Annotated in this window: 19 protein-coding genes and 1 pseudogene; 8 read left to right on the top strand and 12 right to left on the bottom strand. The window is 33.7% G+C overall.

What is annotated here, in order from left to right; genetic code table 11:
• Positions 1-221 (top strand): annotated as a pseudogene (locus tag M2326_RS12125) (IS4 family transposase); the annotation flags it as partial.
• A gap of 318 nt (positions 222-539) precedes the next feature.
• Positions 540-1466 (top strand): magnesium transporter CorA family protein, encoded by a 927-nt coding sequence (locus M2326_RS12130; RefSeq protein WP_264619825.1) that lies wholly within the window; start codon positions 540-542, stop codon positions 1464-1466.
• 268 nt (positions 1467-1734) lie between these two features.
• On the opposite strand, the gene rluF is transcribed toward M2326_RS12130, so the two are convergent.
• From rluF to M2326_RS12150, 4 genes are all read right to left on the bottom strand, one after another.
• Entirely contained in the window at positions 1735-2547 is an 813-nt protein-coding gene (gene rluF, locus M2326_RS12135; protein WP_264619826.1) for a 23S rRNA pseudouridine(2604) synthase RluF, read from the bottom strand.
• Positions 2548-2632: 85 nt separating this feature from the next.
• Entirely contained in the window at positions 2633-3484 is an 852-nt protein-coding gene (locus M2326_RS12140) for an alpha/beta fold hydrolase (RefSeq protein ID WP_264619827.1), read from the bottom strand.
• A 41-nt stretch (positions 3485-3525) separates the two neighbouring features.
• Positions 3526-4305, bottom strand: a complete 780-nt coding sequence (locus M2326_RS12145) for a zinc ribbon domain-containing protein (protein ID WP_264619828.1) — start codon at positions 4303-4305, stop codon at positions 3526-3528.
• A gap of 3 nt (positions 4306-4308) precedes the next feature.
• Positions 4309-5403, bottom strand: coding sequence for a Nif3-like dinuclear metal center hexameric protein (locus M2326_RS12150; RefSeq protein ID WP_264619829.1), 1095 nt, complete (start codon positions 5401-5403; stop codon positions 4309-4311).
• Positions 5404-6225: 822 nt separating this feature from the next.
• On the opposite strand from M2326_RS12150, the gene lpxK reads away from it, so the two are divergent.
• The gene (gene lpxK, locus M2326_RS12155) at positions 6226-7248 is read left to right on the top strand and encodes a tetraacyldisaccharide 4'-kinase (protein WP_264619830.1); all 1023 of its coding nucleotides are present in this window, start codon (positions 6226-6228) and stop codon (positions 7246-7248) included.
• Positions 7249-7360: 112 nt separating this feature from the next.
• On the opposite strand, the gene M2326_RS12160 is transcribed toward lpxK, so the two are convergent.
• Complete coding sequence (locus M2326_RS12160) at positions 7361-7870, bottom strand: hypothetical protein (RefSeq protein ID WP_264619831.1); 510 nt, start codon at positions 7868-7870, stop codon at positions 7361-7363.
• Between the two features lie 235 nt (positions 7871-8105).
• Here M2326_RS12160 and M2326_RS12165 point away from each other — a divergent pair, with 235 nt between their 5' ends.
• From M2326_RS12165 to M2326_RS12175, 3 genes are all read left to right on the top strand, one after another.
• Positions 8106-9473 (top strand): MATE family efflux transporter, encoded by a 1368-nt coding sequence (locus tag M2326_RS12165; RefSeq protein WP_264619832.1) that lies wholly within the window; start codon positions 8106-8108, stop codon positions 9471-9473.
• A 28-nt stretch (positions 9474-9501) separates the two neighbouring features.
• Positions 9502-10410 (top strand): prohibitin family protein, encoded by a 909-nt coding sequence (locus M2326_RS12170; RefSeq protein WP_264619833.1) that lies wholly within the window; start codon positions 9502-9504, stop codon positions 10408-10410.
• 98 nt (positions 10411-10508) lie between these two features.
• On the top strand, positions 10509-10739 hold the full coding sequence (locus tag M2326_RS12175) for a hypothetical protein (RefSeq protein WP_239865807.1): 231 nt from the start codon (positions 10509-10511) through the stop codon (positions 10737-10739).
• A gap of 422 nt (positions 10740-11161) precedes the next feature.
• Here M2326_RS12175 and lpdA read toward each other — a convergent pair whose 3' ends face one another.
• The 3 genes from lpdA to truA form a co-directional block, all read right to left on the bottom strand.
• Positions 11162-12550 (bottom strand): dihydrolipoyl dehydrogenase, encoded by a 1389-nt coding sequence (lpdA, locus tag M2326_RS12180; RefSeq protein ID WP_264619834.1) that lies wholly within the window; start codon positions 12548-12550, stop codon positions 11162-11164.
• Between the two features lie 245 nt (positions 12551-12795).
• Complete coding sequence (locus M2326_RS12185) at positions 12796-14550, bottom strand: ABC transporter ATP-binding protein (RefSeq protein WP_264619835.1); 1755 nt, start codon at positions 14548-14550, stop codon at positions 12796-12798.
• A 167-nt stretch (positions 14551-14717) separates the two neighbouring features.
• Positions 14718-15455 carry a tRNA pseudouridine(38-40) synthase TruA gene (gene truA, locus M2326_RS12190; protein ID WP_264619836.1) on the bottom strand — a complete coding sequence of 246 codons (738 nt, stop codon included), beginning with the start codon at positions 15453-15455 and terminating at the stop codon, positions 14718-14720.
• 442 nt (positions 15456-15897) lie between these two features.
• On the opposite strand from truA, the gene M2326_RS12195 reads away from it, so the two are divergent.
• Positions 15898-16395 (top strand): metallophosphoesterase family protein, encoded by a 498-nt coding sequence (locus M2326_RS12195; RefSeq protein ID WP_264619837.1) that lies wholly within the window; start codon positions 15898-15900, stop codon positions 16393-16395.
• On the opposite strand, the gene M2326_RS12200 is transcribed toward M2326_RS12195, so the two are convergent.
• The 3 genes from M2326_RS12200 to M2326_RS12210 form a co-directional block, all read right to left on the bottom strand.
• A complete protein-coding gene (locus tag M2326_RS12200) occupies positions 16396-18096 on the bottom strand; it encodes an ATP-binding protein (RefSeq protein WP_264619838.1) in 1701 nt (566 codons plus the stop codon).
• A gap of 21 nt (positions 18097-18117) precedes the next feature.
• Positions 18118-18780 (bottom strand): response regulator, encoded by a 663-nt coding sequence (locus M2326_RS12205; protein ID WP_264619839.1) that lies wholly within the window; start codon positions 18778-18780, stop codon positions 18118-18120.
• A 210-nt stretch (positions 18781-18990) separates the two neighbouring features.
• The gene (locus tag M2326_RS12210) at positions 18991-19404 is read right to left on the bottom strand and encodes a DUF4293 domain-containing protein (RefSeq protein WP_264619840.1); all 414 of its coding nucleotides are present in this window, start codon (positions 19402-19404) and stop codon (positions 18991-18993) included.
• Positions 19405-19587: 183 nt separating this feature from the next.
• Between M2326_RS12210 and rho the strand changes: the two genes are divergently transcribed.
• On the top strand, positions 19588-21321 hold the full coding sequence (gene rho / locus M2326_RS12215; RefSeq protein WP_264619841.1) for a transcription termination factor Rho: 1734 nt from the start codon (positions 19588-19590) through the stop codon (positions 21319-21321).
• A gap of 185 nt (positions 21322-21506) precedes the next feature.
• On the opposite strand, the gene M2326_RS12220 is transcribed toward rho, so the two are convergent.
• On the bottom strand, positions 21507-22721 hold the full coding sequence (locus M2326_RS12220; protein WP_264619842.1) for an RsmB/NOP family class I SAM-dependent RNA methyltransferase: 1215 nt from the start codon (positions 22719-22721) through the stop codon (positions 21507-21509).
• Between the last annotated feature and the right edge of the window lie 98 nt (positions 22722-22819).

Below are 22819 nucleotides of genomic sequence, written 5' to 3' on the forward strand. Positions count from 1 at the left end.
TCTCAAATATACGTAGCCTTAATCAGTTACTTGTTATTAGAACTCATAAACAGAACAATTGCCAAGAAAGTAAAAACATTTTCTAACTTTGTTGAAAAGATAAGGGTATGTTTGGCTTTTATTTAAGTTTAGAATATGTTTGCAATCAAGTAAATGAAGGGGCTAAAAAAGTGATAAACCAAAATAAAATAGTATTTAAACCTGACTTGTTTTCTCAATAAATAAAAACAAATTCAATACTTAACGAAGGTTTTGTGAGTTTTATTTAAAACTTTCGGATAGTAGTGATACTAGTTATACTTTTTTCGTAAGGATTTAATGTAGTATTATGTGTGGTAATCGGTATTTTTATCAGGATAACACGTACGTTTTTAAATTTGTTATTTATAGTTTTAAATTTTTTTAGCATCTATTTAAAGGATACTTTTGCAGTAGTCTAAAAACTAAGAATACAATGGACGATTATTATTGGCAAAGGTAGAATTGATATAGTTCTCGAATAAATTTCAGGCAGCTATATTGTAATATATAATTTTGAAATGAGAGTTTTTTACAAAAATAATACTGGATTGACAACAACTTCTACTTGGGAGTCTAATTGTTGGATAAATATAGAATGCCCTACTCCTGAAGAAAAAGAATATTTACTTGAAGAGCTCCAATTTCCTGAATCTTTTTATAATGATATTGAAGATATTGACGAGAGACCTCGGATCGAAATAGAAAATGGTTGGTGTCTTATTTTAATGCGTATTCCAGTGAAAAGCAATGATGTGAAATTGCCTTTTCATACCATTCCGGTTGGGATAGTTTTTAAAGAAGATGTTTTTGTGACACTCAGTTTTCAAAAGACCGAGATGCTATCAGATTTTGTTCTTTATACTCAAAAGAAAAAAATAACAATCAAAGATCATTTTGATTTGGTACTAAGATTATTATTGTCGTCAAGTATTTGGTATTTAAAATATTTGAAACAAGTCAATCAGAAAATTAAATTGGCAGAAGATAATCTGGAGAAATCTATAAAAAATGAAGAATTACAAGCCTTATTACAAATCGAAAAGTGTCTGGTGTTCTTTATGACTTCTCTCAAAGGAAATGATATTTTATTACACCGCATTCGCAATATCAAATCTATAAAAGTTGTACTTGATGCCGAATTGTTAGAAGATGTAGAAATTGAATTACGTCAAGCACAAGAGACAACTAATATTTATAGTGATATCTTAACAGGTACTATGGATGCATATGCTTCGGTGATTTCCAACAATATGAACACTATTATGAAGCAAATGACATCGATCTCCATTATATTGATGATACCCACCGTAATAGCTAGCTTTTATGGAATGAATGTTCCAAATACCTTGCAACAAAATCCTCTTGGATTGTGGATTATCGTATCCGTTTCTATCGTGTTTTCTATTTTTGGTGTTCTATTGTTCAAAAGAAAGCGGTGGTTTTGATAGAATAAGAACGAATAAAAGTGGTTTCATGACATTTATTAGTGTCTTCGTAACATGTTTTTCTTTACAATGCGTTTATTAGGGTAGTTTTATGGTATACTAATACATCGCTCCATGAGAAATTATATTAATTCTGTCCGTGAACCTTTTGGAGGTTGTACGCTCTTTACATTGCTTCGCTTGATGATTACTGCATTTCTTGTCATCTTATTTTTTGTAATGTCAATTGAATTTTTGCTTGTATAGTGGTGAAGTTTATTAGCTAGGATTAATAATCTCCACGTTTCCTAAACCTCGGGTCATTTCTATTAATGAACTGAGTCCTTCTATCAGTTGGTTCTGTCTTAGGTAAACTTGCTTCTTCAGTTTTGCTAGAAGGTTCTATTAGTTCGTTCAGTTCTTTGATTTCAGTTTCGGTCAAATCACGGTAGCGTCCCACAGGAGTGTCTAGTGAAATATTGATGATTCGAATACGTTTCAAAGCGGTTACATCATAACCAAGATATTCTGTCATTCTACGAATTTGACGATTCAATCCTTGTGTTAAGACAATTTTAAAAATATATTTGGAAATTTGTTCCACTTTACATTTTCTTGTGACAGTATCAAGTATAGGGATACCGTTGCTCATGCGCTCTATAAAACGATCGGTAATCGGTTTGTTTACAGTTACAGTATATTCTTTTTCATGATTGTTTCTAGCACGGAGGATTTTGTTGACAATATCACCATCATTGGTCATAAAAATCAAACCTTCACTGGCTTTGTCCAATCGACCAATCGGAAAAATACGTTTGGGATAATTAATATAATCAACTATATTGTCATGCACATCAAGATTGGTGGTGCACTCAATTCCTACAGGTTTGTTAAAGGCTAGGTAGACTGGTTTATCGCGACTTTCTCGAATCAATTTACCATCAATGCGTACTTCGTCAGATGGAGTTACTTTTGTACCCAATTCTGGAACAAGTCCATTAATGGTCACTCTTCCTTGTTCGATATATTTGTCAGCTTCACGTCGAGAACAGAAACCTGTCTCTCCGATGAATTTATTGAGGCGTTTTATATTGTCTTCCATTCTGCAAAAATAGCGAAATTAGTTCGTGTAGTTGCGATATTGTAAGAATGAATTAAAGCTAAAAAGCAAAAAGTAACTTCTTAATTTATTTTTCAGTATCAAATAGAAATGCAATGATCTGATTGTATAAAGTATCATCATGCAATCCATGTCCTAAACCAGTAGTTTCGATAAAAACAACATCTTTCCAGGCAGCTGCTATAGCTTTTCCTTCCTTGAAGTTTACAATCTTATCATTGATGTCGTGAGCAATCAAACCTTTGGTATTTAATTGTGAAGCAAAATCTTTTCCTGTAAATTGCTGTAAGTTTATTTTTGATACAGTACTGCATTTTTCATGTAGACCTGTTACTATTTTTTTATTCAAACTAAGTAAATTAATGTAATTGTTTAGAATAATATTAAATTCATTAGGTGCGCCCAATGAAACTACTTTTTCGATAGAAGTATTTTTGTAGTGTGATTGATAGTATAAGCATGTTTTTCCTCCAAATGAATGGCCGATTAAGTATTTTGGTCGGTAACGTGTTACTAATACATCAATAGCAGATGCGTATTTAGGAATTGTAAATTCTTCTCCGCTTGATAATCCATGAGCAGGACCATCTAGAGCAATTATTGTACTTCCTGTTGCTTTTAGGTACGGTAGCATTTTCTTCCATCGAGAGGAATTGCTTTCCCATCCATGAATTAATAGGATAATGGTATCGTTTCCTTTCCAAGTATAGGTAGCGAATTCTTGTCCTTCGTTTTTAAAGGTATTGATTGTAGCAGAAGATAATGTTGCGGGTAGTTTATCGGGTGTTAATTGTCCTTTTCTGGGTTTGCTAAATAAAGTATAAGCTAAGTCATTTGCTTTTTTAGGAAAAACAAAGCTCAAGGAATTTAGATATAGACCAACCGATTTTGTAAAAATAAAATAAATTGCTTTTTTCATATAAAAAAAGCCACGCTTGAAGGCGTGGCTCATATTATGTTTTAGAAAGTAGAAAATAATTTTTCCATTTTTTCTTTTTCTTCTTCAGCTAATAGGCTATCAACTAAGATTCTTCCAGAGTGTTCATCAGTAATGATTTTCTTTCTTGAAGCAATTTCAACTTGAGTTTGCGGAGGAATAGTAAAGAAAGATCCTGCTGATGCACCTCTTTCAATAGAAACCACTGCTAATCCATTACGCACGCTAGAACGAATTCTATCGTATGCAGCTAACAAACGGTCTTCGATAGTTCCTCTATATTCAGCTGATTTTTCAGTTAATAAAGCTTCCTCTTTAGCAGTTTCAGATAGAATGTCTTCCAATTCTGCTTTCTTATGTTTCAAGTGATTTGATTTGATTTCCAATCTTTCTTTAGACTGAGAAATAACTTCTTTTTTGTGCTCGATAGAAGCTTTCATTTCTTTAATTTGCTTTTCAGCCAATTGAATTTCAAGTTCTTGAAATTCAACTTCTTTAGTTAAAGAGTTAAATTCTCTGTTATTACGAACAGTTTCTTGTTGCTTTGTGTATTTTTTTATAGATTCTTTATGTTCATCTATTGCGTTTTTTTTCGCTTTGATTTGATCTTCAATAGTCTCAAGATCAGTCTTTAATTTTTCAGAACGTGTACTTAAGCCTGCTACTTCATCTTCTAAATCCTCTACTTCTAAAGGAAGCTCACCTCTCACGTTTCTAATTTCGTCAATTCTGGTATCGATTATTTGTAAATCAAAAATCGCTCTTAACTTTTCCTCAACGCTTAATTCTTTCGTATTCGTCATATTCTATAGGTACTTAACTGGATTTGTATTTTCTTCAGATAAAATGATTGCAAAATTAAGTATTTTTTTTCTAAGATACTCTACAATATAGTTTTTTGTATAGCGTTCTGATTCAAAATGTCCAATATCAGCCAAAATTAGTTGATTTTCGGCTTCATAAAACTGATGGTACTTTAAATCAGCAGTCAAAAAAGCATCTGCTCCACAATTAATAGCATTTTTTATAGCATAACTACCAGATCCTCCGAGAACCGCAACTTTCTTAATTTCTTTCCCCAAAAATGAAGAATGTCGAATTCCATTCGATTGCATTTTATCTTTTACCATCATCATAAAATCCTGCTCATTCATGGCTTCTTTCAGTTCACCTACCATTCCCAAGCCTATATTTTGGTGTGCGTTGAGAAGGTCATACAATTCATAAGCCACTTCTTCGTAGATGTGGTTTGCAAACAAAGTTTTTAATATTTTACTTTGCAAATGTTTCTCAAACGTTACTTCAATTTTGACTTCATTACTTTCTACAAAGTCAAATTGAGCACCAACTTGGGGATTACTGTGCTCGTTCCCTATATAGGTACCCTTGCCTGGACTTGTGAAGCTGCAATTTTCATAATTGCCAATGTTTCCAGCCCCAGCTTCAAACAAGGCATTACGTACCTGTGCAGCATTTTCTGGAATAGTAAAGGTGACTAATTTTTGAATAAAATTTGTCTTCGGAATCAATACTTTAGTATTTTGCAACCCTAAAGCATCACAAAATATTTTATTTACACCATCTTGATGGTTGTCTAAGGCAGTATGTACTGCATATATCGAAATGTCATTTTTAATCGCTTTGAGTACAGCGCGTTCTACGTAATTTTTACCCGTAATTTTTTTTAGCCCCGAAAAAAGTATCGGATGAAAACAAACTACCAAGTTACATTTTTTGGCAACGGCTTCGTCAATCACATTTTCGAGTGCATCATGACATACTAAAACGCCAATAGCTTCGTTGTTGTCATCACCAACCAACAGGCCTACATTATCAAAATCTTCGGCATAACCCAAGGGTGCCATCACTTCGAGTACAGAAAGGATTTCTTTTATTTTCAAAATATATCTTTTATTATAATGTTTTGGGCGTGTCCCTGCATAGTTTCGTCGTTCCTCCTTACTATTTCGGGCCGGGCTTTTCGCTATATCTTTTTTGTCCCGAAAAAAAAAACGGGACAAAAAAGGATGTCGCTACAATCCCTCACGCAACTAACTCCAAATATAATTCATTTATCGAAATTACATCTAGTAAATTGATAATTCAATACATTTCAAATGTTATAATTGATTATGCACAAGTCGCAGCAGATTTCAAATGAATGTTTTGATAGAAAATTTGATACTTCAAATTTTGTACCTTTGTACTTCAAATTTATAGTTATGAAAAATGTTACTTTGAAAATAGACCAACGTTCCAAAGCAGGAAATGCATTCTTGCTCATGGCAGTGACTTCTTTAAAGTAGTCTAAAGTATTGATTGTAGATAGTAATTTGGACTAAGGCAACAAGAAAATTGTGCTTATAACTTTGAGTTTGTAGAAGAGATACTGGAAGGTTTCAAAAACTTAAACGGCAAAAAAAAGATTGAATTAAATCCATATGATGTATGGGGATGTATTCTGTAGTTTTCGATCGCAATGCTCAAAAAAAATTAAAGTCCAATATGAAATAAGAAATCAAACTAATGTGAAAAAAAAATAAATTTTTTGGTTGAGTTAACGAAAATCCCGTTTGAGTTAATAGCTAATCCAGAAACTTTAAATTTTTAGTATTTTACCCTAGAAAAATCAACAAAAAAGATAGACTCATTTATAAAGTTGAAGAAGATATAGTGACTGTATTTGCAATCGCTGTAATGAGACATTATTTGGATAAATAATTATGAAGATACTCAGAAAATTACTTTTTCCGTTTGCCATTATTTATGGTATAGTAACAAAAATCCGAAATTTCCTTTTTGATCAAGGAATAAAAAAATCAACCTCTTTTAATGTTCCAGTAATTGCGGTGGGAAACCTGAGTGTAGGAGGAACTGGCAAAACACCACAAATCGAATATTTAGTTCGAATGTTGAGTGGTTTTTATAAAGTAGCAACATTAAGCCGAGGTTATAAAAGGCAATCTGAAGGGTTTGTATTGGCTGATGAAAAAGCCAATGCGCTAATTCTAGGAGACGAACCTTTTCAATACTATAAAAAATTCCCAAAAATTCAAGTCGCTGTAGATGCGAATAGAACAAATGGAATAGAACAATTGCTTTCGCAAAAAATAAAACCCGAAATTATTTTGCTTGATGATGCCTACCAACATCGAAAAGTAAAGGCGGGTATGTATATTTTGCTTTCTGCCTACGGAGATCTGTATGCAGATGATTTTATATTACCTATGGGGAATTTAAGAGAAAGTAGGAGTGGAGCCAAACGGGCAAAAATAGTTGTAGTGACCAAATGTCCAGCATCACTTTCTACAGAAGATCAAAATAAAATAGCAAATAAGCTTCGCTTAAATGCTGATCAAGAACTGTATTTCTCTATTATTCAATACGATACAGTTGTTCAAGGTAAAAACGGGCAGTTAACTGTGATTTCTATCAAAGGTACAGACAAAGTTTTGCTAGCTGGAATAGCAAAGCCAAAACCTTTTTTTGAATATTTAAAAAAGGAGACAGACCTTTGTTTGACATATCCTGATCACCACCATTTTTCGGATGCTGATTTGAATTCGATTCTAGAGAAAGCTAAAGGTAAAATTATCATTACCACTGAAAAAGATTATGTACGCTTAAAAGATAGTATGCTCCAAAAGCAATTGTATTATCTACCTATTCAAAGCCGATTATTAGCAAAAACAGACCAATTTAAAGATACAATACTGGATTTTGTGAAAACGACTCATGCAATGTAATTGTATGATTTTAGATAAAAAAAAACAACCTTCTCTTTATAGATAAGGTTGTTTTTTTATAAACAAATTTGAGATGCACTATGTTATATGCGAAACCAATGTTTATATATTCTTATAATTTAAAACCATAAGCCAAACGCAAAGCGATTTGATGGGTATCATATTCTGTGTATCCTTCGTATCGTACACTTACATCAACAAATTTCGTAGCGTACCCAATTCCAGGTGCATATAAATACGTATGTTGGTTAACTTTGTTGGTTACGGCAAAAGCTCCACCTACTTCTCCTAATACATAGAAACGATCTTCCCAAATGAAGGCTTTGAATCCAGCTTTTACTGGAATAATTCCTAAATCTGCACGATCATTGCTAATGAATAAATTGGTAAAACCAGTAGTCAAAATCAAAGAAGTCTTTTTTGATAAATCATATTGCAATCTAGCATCCGCTCCTAAAGCATAATTGTAGACATCTTCATTAGTAGGTGCTCCAATATTCAAACCGAATCCTAAACGGAAATTTTGATCATAGCTTGATTTTTTTTGCGCAAATGTTGTTGCGCTTACAAATAGTGCGAATCCTGCTAAGGCTAGGTGTTTAAATTTTACCGTCATTTTCATAAATTTTAATTTTTAATAATAATTTGTATTGCTTCACTACAATTTTGATGCCAGATCAATATTGTTTCGGCAAAAGTATAAATATGTTTGAAGATGATGTTATAGAATTTATTGAAATTGTTATAGTATTTTTAGTTTTCCATTTTACCTCTGCTTTGTAATCTGGATAAAATTATAGAATGGACCTTTAAATTCAATGCTTCTGCTTACCTTTGCCCACTCAAAAAAAAACAAAGTGACTCTATCTACTTATACCAAAGAATTCGGATATAATTTTAAATTGGCTTACCCAATAATTATTGGGATGTTAGGGCATACTATTGTAGGTATTGTTGATAATGTGATGGTAGGTCGAATAGGTCCAACTGAATTGGCTGCTGCTTCATTGGCAAATAGCTTGGTATTTGTAGCAATGTCTTTAGGGATTGGTTTTTCTACAGCAATAACGCCTATGGCTGCCGCCGCAGACGGGAAAAAAGATATTCAAGCGGGTAGAAATGCCTTTCATCATGGATTGTATTTGTGTACAATATTAGGCCTGATGTTGTTTGGGGTGATTCTTATTGCAAAACCCTTTATAGGTATGATGGGACAACCAGATAATGTAGTGGCTTTGGCTAGGCCTTTTATGGATATTGTTGCTTTCTCTTTGGTACCTTTAATTATCTTTCAAGGTTACAAACAATTTGCCGATGGAATGAGCGAGACCAAATATTCAATGTGGGCTACCCTACTGGGTAATGTTGTGAATGTAATTTTAAATTATGTCTTAATTTACGGTATTTGGATTTTTCCAGAAATGGGTTTTATCGGAGCTGCAGTAGGGACTTTGGTTTCTCGATTTGTAATGCTAGGGTATATGCACTACAAAATGAAAAAAAATGAAAAATTTCATCCGTTTTTTGAAGGGTTCTCGATTAAGAAAATACAAAAATCTGTTAATGTTGAAATTATAAAATTGGGTGCGCCTTCGGCTATGCAAATGTTTTTTGAGGTCGGATTATTTACTGGAGCAGTTTGGCTTTCGGGACGATTGGGGATTGCAAATCAAGCAGCAAATCAAATAGCATTAAGTTTGGCATCGTTTACCTTTATGTTTGCAATGGGGTTGAGTGTTGCAGCAACGATTAGAGTAGGGAATCAAAAAGGGTTGGGTGATTATAAAAAACTCAGAGTTGTAGCACTATCAATTTTTTTGTTGGCTATTTTACTCGAAATTATATTTGCTGGCGTTTTTGTGTTGTTTCATGATTATTTACCACTGTGGTTTATTGATAAAAATAATCTAGCCGATTTGGTCAAAAATACAGAAGTAGTAACCATTGCCTCTCAATTGTTACTAGTGGCTGCTGTTTTTCAAATTTCAGATGGGATTCAAGTGGTGATGCTTGGTGCATTACGTGGGTTGCAAGATGTAAAAATTCCAATGTATATTACGTTTTTGGCCTATTCAGTTGTAGGTTTTCCAGTTTGTATTTGGTTGGGTTTATTTACTGAATTAAAAGCAGTGGGGATCTGGATAGGACTTTTAGCGGGTTTAACAACAGCGGCTTTATTTTTGTATCTTCGCTTTAATTATTTGACCAAAAAGTTGATTGGTTAATAAGAAAATAACCCCAAAATAAAATAAAATGATTGTATTTGTACTTATTGGTATTGTTTTAATAATTATTAGTTTTTCGGTACATGCAAATCCTAGTCCACTGACAAAGTTTTCTAATATTTTTAGAATTATTGGATTTATTTTGGCTTTAATCGGTGTTTTTTCGACTGCATTTAAGCAAATAGATGCTGGTCAAGTAGGGGTAAAATCATTATACGGAAATGTTGAGCCAGATATATTAGAAAGTGGCTTGCATGTAATAAATCCTTTGTTGGATGTAACCACTTTTGACATTCAAACTCAAAATTATACGATGTCTGCTGAGCAAGGAGAGGGTGCGCAGCAGGGAGATGATGCTATCCGGGTTTTGTCTAATGATGGACTTGAAGTGGTGATTGATTTAACTGTGCTGTATAAAGTGATGCCAACGGATGCTCCTAAGATTTTTAAAGGTATTGGTGTTAATTATAATGATAAAATTGTGCGTCCCGTTACAAGAACTCGTATTCGTGACAATGCAGTTTATTATGATGCCGTAGCCTTGTATTCAACAAAAAGAAACGAATTTCAGGATAGAATTTTCAAAAGTATTGAAGCTGATTTTAAAAGAAGAGGTTTGATTTTGGAGCAATTGTTGATTCGAAATATTAATTTACCTGCTTCGGTAAAAACGACTATCGAAAGTAAAATTAATGCAGAACAAGATGCACAAAAAATGCAATTTGTTCTCCAAAAAGAAAAACAAGAAGCCGAACGTAAAAGGGTAGAAGCACAAGGTATTGCTGATTATCAAAGAATTATTTCTCTTGGTTTGACCGACAAGCAGTTACAATATGAAACGATAAAAGCTCAAAAAGAATTGGCTGCCTCACCGAATACTAAAATCATTTTTATGAATGGTAAAGGAAGTGCACCGATTATATTATCAGATAAATAAATTTCTTAATAACGAGTATCAATGGAGGATTTTTGATTAATAATCATGGATTTTATCCCGTAACTCATAACTCATATTTACAACTCATAACTCACAAAATGGAATTACCAAAATTTTTACTAGGGGACAATACCGATTGTCCAGAAGATATCTTCATTATACACTTGGACTACCCAAGATTTATTATTAATCTAAAGGATGATGAAGTCGAATTTATAGAAGAAGCCGAAGATTTAGATGAAGCTGAACTAAACGTAGAAATGGAAGGTTTGATTGAAGCAGCCAACTCTTTTTACGACCGTGAAATGGAACGTTACGAGAAGGAATAGAAATATTTTCCAGTAAAAAAAAGTAAAGCACAAATCAGAAAGGGTTTGTGTTTTTTTTGTTTTTATTGTGTGAGGGTTTGCGGTTTGACAAACTAGTCTGCATAGTTTGTAAAGTTGAAGTGTCTCATGAAAGGTGAGCAACTTTTCGGTGAAGCTTTCAGCGTGACAAATAGCTACTTGTATTTAATGACTAAACCAGAAGTGCTTGAATAATATATTGTAATTGGATTGCTTCGCTAATTAGTTATCGCTCGTGTGAGGTGAAGCTCTTTTTTTTATCTCATTTTTTTTACGAAAAAAAAGCGTAAATAATATCCTCGACCCGTAGTTGCGAGGAGGAAGACAAAGCAATCTAAGTGGTGCGTCCAAAAAAAAATCCGATTCACTTTCGTAAATCGGATTTTGATATATTTGGGTTGTTCTTACAAGTGAATAACTTCTCCGTAAGCATCTGCAACTGCTTCCATAACCGCTTCACTCATGGTTGGGTGAGGGTGTATAGATTTTAAGATTTCATGTCCTGTAGTTTCTAGTTTACGAGCTACAACTGCCTCAGCAATCATATCGGTAACACCAGCACCAATCATGTGACATCCTAACCATTCGCCGTATTTGGCATCGAAGATTACTTTTACAAACCCGTCTGAGTTTCCAGAAGCTTGTGCTTTTCCAGAAGCTGAGAAAGGGAATTTACCAATTTTCAAATCGTAACCTTTTTCTTTCGCTTGTTTTTCAGTCATACCTACTGAAGCAATTTCTGGAGTAGCGTAAGTACAACCTGGTACGTTTCCGTAATCGATTGGGTCTACGTGCATTCCTGCAATTTTTTCTACACAGTTGATTCCTTCTGCAGATGCTACGTGAGCCAATGCTTGTCCTGGAGTAATATCACCAATTGCGTAGTAACCTGGGATGTTAGTTTGGTTGTAAGCGTTAACTAAGATTTTATCTCTATCTGTAACAATTCCTACTTCTTCCAATCCGATGTTTTCGATGTTAGTTTTGATTCCAACAGCAGATAATAAGATGTCAGCTTCAAGAACTACTTCACCTTTTGCAGTTTTCACGAAAGCTTTAACTCCTTTTCCTGTAGTGTCAATACGTTCCACAGAAGAGTTTACCATTACATCAATTCCAGATTTTTTCAAAGATTTTTCCATTTGTTTAGAAATATCTTCGTCTTCTACAGGAACAACGTTAGGCATGAATTCAACAATAGTTACTTTTGTTCCCATTGAATTGTAAAAATGAGCAAATTCTACTCCAATTGCACCAGAACCTACAACAATCATGGATTCTGGTTGTTTTGGTAAAGACATTGCTTGACGGTAGCCAATTACTTTCACACCATCTTGCGGTAAGTTTGGTAACTCACGAGAGCGAGCTCCAGTTGCAATGATAATATGGTCTGCACTATATTCTGTTACTTTATTGTCTTTGTCTATAACGTCTACTTTTTTACCTGGTTTGATTTTTCCAAAACCATTAATAACATCAATTTTGTTTTTTTTCATCAAAAAAGTAACCCCTTTGCTCATTCCAGAGGCAACACCACGGCTGCGTTGAATTACTGCAGGGAAATCTTTGTCAAAAGAAGAAACCGTCAAACCGTAGTCAGAAGCATGTTTTAGATAATCAAAAACTTGGGCAGATTTCAATAATGCTTTAGTAGGGATACAACCCCAATTCAAACAAATTCCACCAAGATTTTCTTTTTCAATTACGGCTACTTTAAAACCTAATTGTGATGCTCTAATGGCTGTAACATATCCGCCTGGGCCACTTCCTAAAACTATGATGTCGTATTTCATTTTTTTTTGTTTTATGTTTTTTTAGTTGTAAAGGGGAACATCATTACGTACATTTTAATTTCACGTAGTAACGATGTTAAATTATAAGGCGAATTTACGGATTTATTCTGTTTTGAAAAAGTTTCAAAGGAATAAACTATGAAACTAACAAAATTCTAATAAATAAAGATTATTTTATATCGTTTTTAGCAATTTATTTGTTGTTATGACAAGGGTTTTAAGATTTTGTTTGCTCACTAAGTTGGCTAGTTGGCAATCTTGAACTGCGAATCATATAAATTTTTATAATAACCAGATTCCCTATTAATTAATTCCTGATGTGTTCCTTGTTCTACAATCAATCCTTGATCCATTACTACAATTTTATCAGCATTGACAATGGTTGCCAATCGATGTGCAATTACAATCGAAGTTCTACCTTGTGTGATTGTCTCGGTAGCATTTTGGATCAATTCTTCAGAATACGTATCGATTGAAGAGGTGGCTTCGTCCAATATCAAAATACTTGGATTACTCACATAGGCACGTAAGAATGCGATTAACTGGCGTTGTCCTGAGGATAACATCACACCACGCTCTTTTACATCAAAGTCATAACCATCGGGTAAACTCATAACAAATTCATGGACACCAATTTCTTTGGCAGCATTATAAACTTGTTCTCTTGTAATTTCTGGATTATTCAAAGTAATGTTGTTATAGATGGTATCTGCAAATAGAAAAACATCTTGCAGTACTACTGCTATTTGCTTGCGCAATGAGCTCAAGGTATATTCTTCAATATTATGATTGTCAATGCAAATGGTACCCCTATTAATTTCATAAAAACGATTTAGTAAATTGATAATAGTTGATTTTCCGGCACCTGTTGATCCTACTATGGCAACGGTATCTCCTGCTTTTACCTCTAAGTCTATTCCTTTTATGACCTCTTCGTTGGGGATGTATCCAAAATGGACCTGTTGAAAAGAAATGTTTCCTGCAAAAATAGGTGCTTCCTGTTTTCCTGTATCTTGAGTTTGGTCTTGAGTATCCAAAATATCAAATACACGATTGGCAGCAATCATACCTAGTTGCATCTCATTGAATTTATCTGCTATTTGACGCAGCGGATTAAACAACATTCCAATAAACATCGTGTACGAAAACAAATCTCCAAAAGTAGTGAAGGTATCACCGTTTAAAATTTTAATTCCACCATATAGCACAACGAAACCTAAGGCGAGTGACGAGATAATATCTGCAATTGGGAAGAAAATCGAGTTGTATAAAATCGTTTTTATCCAAGCTGTTTTGTGTTTGTGATTGATGTTTTTAAATTTTTCTGATTCAATATTTTCGCGGTTAAAAAGTTGGACAATCTTCATACCTGTAACGCGCTCCTGTACAAACGTATTCATGTTTGAAATTTCATTCCGAACTTCCTCAAAAGCGACTTGCATCTTGCGTTGAAAAATACGGGTAAAAAACACCAAAATTGGCATAGCAATAATCACAATCCACGTCAGTTTCCAGTTCATATACAGCATGAAACCAAGTACCACAACCATTTTCATCAAGTCACTTATAATCATAAAAAGTCCTTGGCTAAAGATACGAGCGATAGCTTCAATGTCAGACACTGAGCGGGTTACTAGTTGTCCTACGGGAACCAAATCAAAATATTTCATCCTGAAGCTTAAAATGTGTTTGAAGAGTTTAATACGGATGTCCTTGACGATATCTTGACCAAGCCAGTTGGCCCAGTACACAAAATAAAATTGAGAAAACACCTCTAGTAATAATACTGCACCCATCAACGAGATGTAGCCCAAAAGGCCGTGTGGGTCTTCAGTCTGGATATAGCCATCTACAGTTTGCTTTAGTAAATACGGACGCAATGCCGCAAATACAGATAAAGAAACGGCAAAAATGACCACGCCATTAAATCGCATTTTGTACGGCTTGGTATATTGTAGGATTCTTTTGAATAATCTTATATCGAATGCTTTTGCTTCCATTGTTATTGCTGTTTAGTTCCTTTTTTGGGAGCTATTTATTTTTTGTCATTTCATTTATACCTCGACCTGCTATTCGTTTCAATCTTTTTATCCCGAAAAAAACGGTATAAAAAGGATTTTCACTGCTATCAGGGCTAATGAGAATTTTTTATTTTCAAAATCAGGTATTACTCCAAATAGGGATATACAATTTTGGTTAAATACAAACCGTGCGCTGGTACCGAAGTGCCTGCTTTATCTCTGCTTTTACTTTTTATAATATTCTCAAAATCTTCCAAACTTATTTTGTTCATTCCCACATTGACCATTGTACCTACAATAGCACGCACCATATTTCGCAAAAAGCGATTGGCCGAAATGGTGAATACCAAATTACTACCTTTTTCTTGCCACTCTGCTTCAAATATTGTGCAGTCAAAAGTGTTTACATCTGTATTTACTTTTGAGAAACATTGAAAATTGATGTGGTTAAATAAAATTTGCGATGCTTGATTCATTAGACCGATATCCAGTTTTTGTTTTAAAAACCAACTTTGTCTGTCCAAAAAAACATCTTTTACGGTGTTGATGTGGTATTGATACGTTCTTTTTGTCGCGTCAAAACGACAATGTGCTTCGTTTGCAACGGAGATAATATCATAAATTGCAATGTCTTTGGGCAAATAGGAGTTGAGTTTGTGTACTAGTTTTTGCGAATCGATCGTTTGCTCGTAATCAAAATGAGCAAACATTTCTCGTGCATGTACACCTGTATCAGTACGACCTGCACCCATGGCGTTGATTTCAGTATTTAGTATAACAGATAGCGCATTGTTCAGTATTTCTTGCACAGAAACTGCGTTGGGCTGGTATTGCCAACCATGGTAAGGTGTTCCGTTATATGCTAATTTTATAAAATATCTCAAGACTGTGGTATCGCAAATTTGTAAAGCCCCAAAGGTACAAAGTTTTTGTGTTGTAAAAAGGTTAAAAAAAAGGATTAATGATTTTTCAGTAATGATTTTTACTTTCAGATTTATGACTTATGAAAGGCTCAGAGGGCTTTTTGAGTGTATTTTTTGTAGTAATCAACTCTTGTAATTTGAGGTTTTAAGGGTGTGAAAACATTTATGCTCTGGTTGATCATTATTATTGATTGGGCTTCTTTTTTTTACAAATACTATTGATGTGCTGTTTTGCGTGAATGATAGGAGCAAGCTACCGAAGTAGTGCGGATAGCATGACAGCAATAGGTAAAGGGGCTTTGTGAGTGCAAACTTGCATGAGCCCCTTTTTCTATTGGTGACACGCCCTATTGGCTATTTTGCTACGTTGGAACTTTGTATCTTTGGTTTTTTAAATTTGAAAATGAAAAAAATACTACTGCTTTCGGACACGCACAGTCATATTGATGATACAATTTTGAAATACGTGGCACAGGCCGATGAGATTTGGCATGCTGGTGATATTGGTGATTTGGCAGTTACGGATACATTGAAGAAGCACAAGCCTTTACGTGCAGTTTATGGTAATATTGATGATGCGACTGCTAGGTTGGAGTTTCCTTTGCACGACCGTTTTATGTGCGAGGGGGTTGACGTTTGGATGACACATATAGGTGGCTATCCAGGGAGATATAACCCGAATATTAGACTTGAATTGGCGGCGAATCCCCCTAAATTATTTATTTGTGGGCATTCGCATATTTTAAAAGTGCAGTTTGATAAAAAACTTAATTTATTACATATGAACCCGGGGGCTTGTGGTAAAAGTGGTTTTCATCAAGTGCGCACCATGTTGCGTTTTGTGATTGATGGAGATAAAATTAAAGACTTGGAAATTATCGAAATAGAAAAGCGGGGGTAGTTATTTTTTATAGGTGATTGGTGCTATGATTGAAATTGTGGTTCCGGAATTAAGTACAGATTTGATGTTAATTTTTCCTTCCATGTTTTTAATACGGGCTCGTATTTGATTTATACCAAAACCTTCAATGATATTAATTTTTTTGGTATCAAATCCGTATCCATCATCTGTGATGTCTATGTGTAGAGCGCCATCATTTTCATTAAGTGTTAGGCTTGCTTGGGTAGCATTGCTGTGTTTAATGATGTTGTTGAGGAGTTCTGTGATGATGAAATACATTTTTAGTTCAAAATCCTCATGGTACCTTTTTTTACAGTCTTCGGAGCTGTTATATTCAAAATGGATGCTGGAGTTGGAGTTTTTTTCGCACAAATCATGAAGGGCAAAGTAAAGTCCAAAACGGGCTAGAAGTGAAGGAAGGAGTTCGTGTGAAAGGTCTCTAATTTTGTCATGCGCATCTCTTAGGATGGACTTGGTCTTGATTAATTCCTCTGATTTTATAGGGCTTTTGGCATTCAATACGCTTAAATGCATGTCTGCTGATGATAGTAATGCGCTAATGTTATCATGCAAAAAGGAGGCTATTTTTTTTCGTTCAAATTCTTGACCGTTGATATTGGCGTTGATGATGTTGAGCTGTATTTTGCTTTGGATATTTTTAATTTTATTCTTTTGTTTCAGTTTACTATTTTGGAAGAAAAAGTAAAACAAGATGATTATAATGATCAATGCCGAAATGATAATAACGCTAATTCGTTTGTTTCGAGATTGATTTTCTATCATCAATTGTTCTTGGGATTTAAACTTGTTTTCGATATTGTCAATTTCTCTTTTATACTCATCCATTTGAAGATTAATACCTGCTAGATTTGTTTTTTTTAGTTTTTCTTCGTCGTTTAATTCCGTTGTTAATTTATTGTATGTATTTAGGTTTTTATAAGCTTGTTCGAAGTTCTTGTTGTCAAACAAGAATTTAGAATATTCAAGATGAGTAAAGGATAAGTCTGATTTTTCGTCTCCGTTACGACCATAGTCTATTGCATTTTTAAAATACCGTATAGCTGCTTCATTGTTTTTATTGTGTGCTTGATACATAGCATTCAGCATGTTGATTGCTACTTGAGTGGATTTGTTTCCAAATTTACTATGGTATTTATTGATGTAGTTTAAATATGGTAAACCATTGTCAAATTGATGATTGTCAAAGTAAGCCCAGGTAATATTAAGTTTTGTAAAAACCATTTGTGTAGTGTCCTTGGCTAAAGCGCTGTATGCTAATGATTTTTTGTAATATTCAATTCCTGTTGCATATTCTTTTTTGTCAAAACAATAAATGTTACCAATGTTGTTGTTTATCCAATTCTTGAGTTTGTTATTATCTGTTTTTTCGGCGTATAATAATCCTTTTTTGTAATAAAAAAAGGCTTTTTCGAATTCTGCGATTTCGTCAAAATTGGCGGCAATTGTATTGTATGAATTGGCAATGAGTTGATTACTATTGATGTTTATGGAATATTGTAGTGCCTTTCTAGCGAGAATTAATGATTCCTCATTTTTATCAAGATGCATCAATCGAGTAGCTTCTTTAACTAATTCTAATGTTTCTTCTTTGGTAGGTTGGCTGTTTTGCGAATAAGAAGGTTGCCCAAGAAAATTGAAAATAAAAAATAACAACAATAAAAAAGTTCGTATTACTTTCATAGCGGAAGTGAAGTGTACTATTTATGCTTCGATTAAATTGTTTTTAATCGCAAATTTAACAATACTAATGGTATTTTTTGCTTGTAGCTTTTTGATGATGTTTTTGCGATGTGTTTCAACCGTATTAGTGCTAATGTATAATTGTTCACTAATTTCTTTTCCACTGTATTCTAAGGCAATTAAGGTTAGGATTTCTATTTCTCTTTCGGTTAATAGGGAGTTAACATTTGAATTGCTTTTTACTAATTTTGGGATGTTCTTTGTTGCTGTACGGAAAATTTTTTCTCTCACTACGTTACAAAAGTATTCTTCTCCATTGGAAACGGATTGAATTGCTTCGACAATATTTTCACCAGCACATTGTTTTGTCAAATAGCCAGAAGCCCCTAAGCGCATTACTTCTTTAATAATCTTTAGGTCATCATAGCTAGAAAGTACAATTACTTTGCAGGGGAAACCTTTTTTGTTGAATTCTTTTAGGACTTCTATTCCGTCTTTTACGGGCATGCTAATGTCTAGTATTAATACTTGCGTATTGTTGCTGCTGACTTCATCAAAAAGAATGCTACCGTCTAATGAAAGTCCTACTACTTCAAAATTTGAGATAGTATTGAGTAGCGTTTTCATGCCATCAATTAAAACATGATGATCGTCGGCAAGATGAATGCGGATATTTTCTTCCATTGGATTTCTGATGAATTTCAAATTTAATAAAAAAAAAGGTAAATCAGTTTATATGTGAAGACTTCATTAAAAAATAATATTATTTTTATAGAATATGTAGTTTTTTATGTGATTATTTGTTTTAATCCTAAAGTGTTTTGAATGTTTCCACAAAAAAACCCGAATATAAAATTCGGGTTTTCTTCGCACTAATAAACTAATGTTATAGGATTATCTCAATCTTTCCACTGATTTTACAAGATCTTCATCCTTTTTGATGGCCTTATTAGCTAAAACTAATAACACGATAGAAAAAATAGGTAGAAACATCCCAATACCTTTCTCTGAAACCATTTCGGTCTCTCCAGATACATTTAATGAACGATATACAAACAATCCTAATAAAATTAAATTTAATATTATATTCAATCGGTCAATGACAAATTGATTTTGTCTTTTTTTAAATGAAATGATACCCAAGATACTAAAGGTGGTGCTTAAGCCAAAAAGAATTACATAGACCTGGTTTTGCATAAAGAAAAAATCTGTCTCATTGTTCAAAGTCCATAAAGGGAAGATGAATGGTAAGATTCCTGTCATTATAAAAGCGAGGAAGAGATATACGGTTTGAATTCTTTGTATCATTAAATGCATTGTTTGTAGTACAAAAATATATTTTCTTTTTTAGAAATACTATTGTATCATTAAATTTTATTCGTATTATTGCATAACAATACCGTAAGCACTTCATACTGCGGGCTATTCAAGTTAAAAAATACTATACATTCTTTTCAGTATTTCTCAATTAATTAAATTCAAAGAACATTCATGTTTGAAATTTCTGCATTAAAACAGATGAAGCTTTCTGAGCTTCAAGAAATCGCAAAAGCGGCCAAGACTATAAAATTTAACGGTGTCAAGAAAGAAACGTTAATTGGTTTGATATTAGAACAACAAGTACCTACGCCTCAAAATGTTGTACCTGCTGCTGAGCACAAAGTAGAAGAGATTAATGAGGACGATAAGCCGAAGAGAGCTCGCATTATTCCAGTAAAAAAGACAGCTATTCATAAAAATGCTATACAGCCCGATATAGAAGTCACTGAGGCTGAAGTGGTTGAGAGTATTGCTGCTAAAGCTGAAGAGGTAGTGTTACAAAACACACCAGTAGAGCCTGTAAGTAGTGAAACTACTACTGATAAAAAAGGACCTAAAATTGTTAAGTTTAGTAAATCGGCTTACGAGAAGAAAATTGCTACAAAAAAAGAAAAAGAAGCAGCTCCTGTCGCAAGCAAGGAGAATGAACAAAATATTGAAAATGTAACTGCTGAAGTTGCTGAACCAGTTATTCCTGCGAAAAAAATAAATCCAAATCAACTTAACAAGCAAAATCCAAACCCAAATTTTAAAGCTAAGAAAAATAACTTTAGAGATGCTGATTTTGAGTTTGATGGAATCATAGAAAGTGAAGGTGTATTAGAAATGATGCCAGATGGTTATGGTTTCTTACGTTCCTCTGATTATAATTACTTAGCATCTCCAGATGATATTTATTTATCTACATCACAAATTAGATTGTTTGGACTTAAAACAGGTGATACTGTAAAAGGTGTGGTACGCCCTCCGAAAGAAGGAGAGAAGTTTTTTCCTTTAGTTCGTGTACTGAAAATTAACGGTCATGATCCACAAGTAGTAAGAGATAGGGTTTCGTTTGAACACCTTACTCCAGTCTTTCCATCCGAAAAATTCAAATTAGCGGAGAGAGAAAGTACAATTTCGACACGTATTATCGATTTGTTTTCTCCAATTGGAAAAGGACAACGTGGTATGATTGTAGCTCAACCCAAAACGGGTAAAACTATGTTGTTGAAAGAAATTGCTAACGCAATTGCAGCCAACCATCCAGAAGTATATTTGATTGTTTTATTGATTGATGAACGTCCTGAAGAGGTTACGGATATGCAACGTAGCGTACGTGGTGAAGTTATTGCTTCAACTTTTGATAGAGAACCGCAAGAACACGTGAAGATTGCTAATATTGTCCTTGAAAAAGCGAAGAGATTAGTGGAATGTGGTCATGATGTAGTAATTCTTTTGGATTCTATAACTCGTTTAGCACGTGCTTACAATACAGTACAACCAGCGTCTGGAAAAGTATTGAGTGGTGGTGTAGATGCAAATGCATTACAAAAACCTAAACGTTTTTTTGGTGCTGCTCGTAATGTAGAAAACGGTGGTTCATTAAGTATTATTGCAACTGCTTTGACCGAAACAGGTTCTAAAATGGATGAAGTGATCTTTGAAGAATTTAAAGGTACCGGTAATATGGAATTGCAGTTGGATCGTAAAATTGCAAACAAACGTATCTTTCCAGCGATTGATTTGACTTCTTCGAGTACAAGACGGGATGATTTATTATTGGATGAAAATACATTGCAAAGGATGTGGATTATGCGTAAATATCTTGCCGATATGAATCCTGTGGAAGCAATGAGTTTTATTAATGATCGTTTTAGAAAAACAAGAAATAATGAAGAGTTCTTGATTTCGATGAACGACTAAATCAAATTTCAAAATCTAAAACAGTGGAATGTTTATTGGTTATGAGAAAAAATAAATAAAATTTCAATCGAAATTTTTAAAATATAATGAAAACCAAAAAGCTCCGATTTCTTATGAAATCGGAGCTTTTTTATTCTAGACAATTCAATTGATTTTTGACCGTTGAAGTTGATCTTTAATTTTTTTTAAGCTTTTCTTTCTAGTAAAGCCATATAAAAACCATCAAATCCAGATTCTGAAGCCAAAATTTTATCATCTTTTATGAAAGTGAATTGTTTTCCTATTTCAGTTGTTAAAAAACGTTCCACTTGTTCTTGATTTTCGGATGGTAAAATAGAGCAGGTTGCATAAACTAGTTTTCCACCTGGTTTAACAATTTTAGAATAACTTTCTAAAACCTCAGCTTGTATTTTACGAATATTATCGATGAATTCCGGTTGTAGTTTCCATTTAGCATCTGGATTTCTTTTCAAAACTCCTAATCCACTACATGGGGCATCAATCAATACACGGTCTGCTTTTTCGTGCAAACGCTTAATAATTTTTGTACTATCAATAATACGGTACTCTATATTAAAAGCACCATCACGTTTGGCTCTAATTTTTAATTGCTTTAATTTGCTTTCGTACAAATCCATTGCGATCAACTGTCCTTTATTTTCCATTAGGGCAGCAATATGCAATGCTTTTCCTCCAGCTCCTGCACAAGTATCCACCACTCTCATTCCTGGTTTTACATCTAGATAGGCAGCTACTAATTGTGAATTAGCATCTTGTACTTCAAAAAAACCTTGTTTGAAGACATCTGTCATAAAGACATTTGCTCTTTCTTTCAAAACCAAAGCATCTGGTTGGTTCTCTAAGATTTCTGTTTCAATGTCCAAATCCATTAATATGGCTCTTAGGTTTTCTCTAGTAGTCTTTAATGTATTTGTTCTTAAAATAACTTTGGCAGGTTGGTTTTGAGCAGTAATTTCTTTAGACCAAACTTCTTCACCAAGTTCTTTTACACAAACTTCATCCATCCAGTCTGGAATAGACTCTTTTATAGCACGTGTTTTTGATAGTTCATCAAAACGACCTTTTATTTTTCTTTCTGGAGTTCCTTCCAATTGACGCCAATCTGGAATAGGATACCCTCTTAAAACTGCCCAAACAGAGAACATTCTCCATAAATTGTCACGGTCAAAAGGTTCTTTTACTTCGGCAACTTCTGCGTATAATCTTTTCCAACGAACGACTTCATATATGGTTTCGGCAACGAATTTTCTATCCGAACTTCCCCAACGTTTGTCTTTTTTTAAAGCTCTTGCAACCACTTTATCAGCATATTCTCCTTCATTAAATATGGCATTTAGAGAATCAATTGTGGTGTAAACTAAATTTCTGTGTAATCTCATTTTAAATAATTGAGTTGCAAAGGTACTATTAATTGGTTTGAAAGTTTAATTTTAAATTCATGAAAGTCATTAAATTTTTCGAAAACAAAAAAAAAACA

Source organism: Flavobacterium psychraerolatum (genome assembly GCF_025960985.1).
Classification (GTDB): domain Bacteria; phylum Bacteroidota; class Bacteroidia; order Flavobacteriales; family Flavobacteriaceae; genus Flavobacterium.

Bases quoted from the DNA above. Each gene is read 5' to 3' on its own strand.
- lpxK (WP_264619830.1), top strand. From the start codon at position 6,226: ATGAAGATACTCAGAAAATTACTTTTTCCGTTTGCCATTATTTATGGT.
- M2326_RS12160 (WP_264619831.1), bottom strand. From the start codon at position 7,870: ATGAAAATGACGGTAAAATTTAAACACCTAGCCTTAGCAGGATTCGCA.
- M2326_RS12185 (WP_264619835.1), bottom strand. From the start codon at position 14,550: ATGGAAGCAAAAGCATTCGATATAAGATTATTCAAAAGAATCCTACAA.
- M2326_RS12175 (WP_239865807.1), top strand. From the start codon at position 10,509: ATGGAATTACCAAAATTTTTACTAGGGGACAATACCGATTGTCCAGAA.
- M2326_RS12210 (WP_264619840.1), bottom strand. From the start codon at position 19,404: ATGATACAAAGAATTCAAACCGTATATCTCTTCCTCGCTTTTATAATG.
- M2326_RS12170 (WP_264619833.1), top strand. From the start codon at position 9,502: ATGATTGTATTTGTACTTATTGGTATTGTTTTAATAATTATTAGTTTT.
- rho (WP_264619841.1), top strand. From the start codon at position 19,588: ATGTTTGAAATTTCTGCATTAAAACAGATGAAGCTTTCTGAGCTTCAA.
- M2326_RS12200 (WP_264619838.1), bottom strand. From the start codon at position 18,096: ATGAAAGTAATACGAACTTTTTTATTGTTGTTATTTTTTATTTTCAAT.
- M2326_RS12145 (WP_264619828.1), bottom strand. From the start codon at position 4,305: ATGACGAATACGAAAGAATTAAGCGTTGAGGAAAAGTTAAGAGCGATT.
- M2326_RS12195 (WP_264619837.1), top strand. From the start codon at position 15,898: ATGAAAAAAATACTACTGCTTTCGGACACGCACAGTCATATTGATGAT.
- lpdA (WP_264619834.1), bottom strand. From the start codon at position 12,550: ATGAAATACGACATCATAGTTTTAGGAAGTGGCCCAGGCGGATATGTT.
- M2326_RS12140 (WP_264619827.1), bottom strand. From the start codon at position 3,484: ATGAAAAAAGCAATTTATTTTATTTTTACAAAATCGGTTGGTCTATAT.
- M2326_RS12130 (WP_264619825.1), top strand. From the start codon at position 540: ATGAGAGTTTTTTACAAAAATAATACTGGATTGACAACAACTTCTACT.
- M2326_RS12220 (WP_264619842.1), bottom strand. From the start codon at position 22,721: ATGAGATTACACAGAAATTTAGTTTACACCACAATTGATTCTCTAAAT.
- M2326_RS12205 (WP_264619839.1), bottom strand. From the start codon at position 18,780: ATGGAAGAAAATATCCGCATTCATCTTGCCGACGATCATCATGTTTTA.
- rluF (WP_264619826.1), bottom strand. From the start codon at position 2,547: ATGGAAGACAATATAAAACGCCTCAATAAATTCATCGGAGAGACAGGT.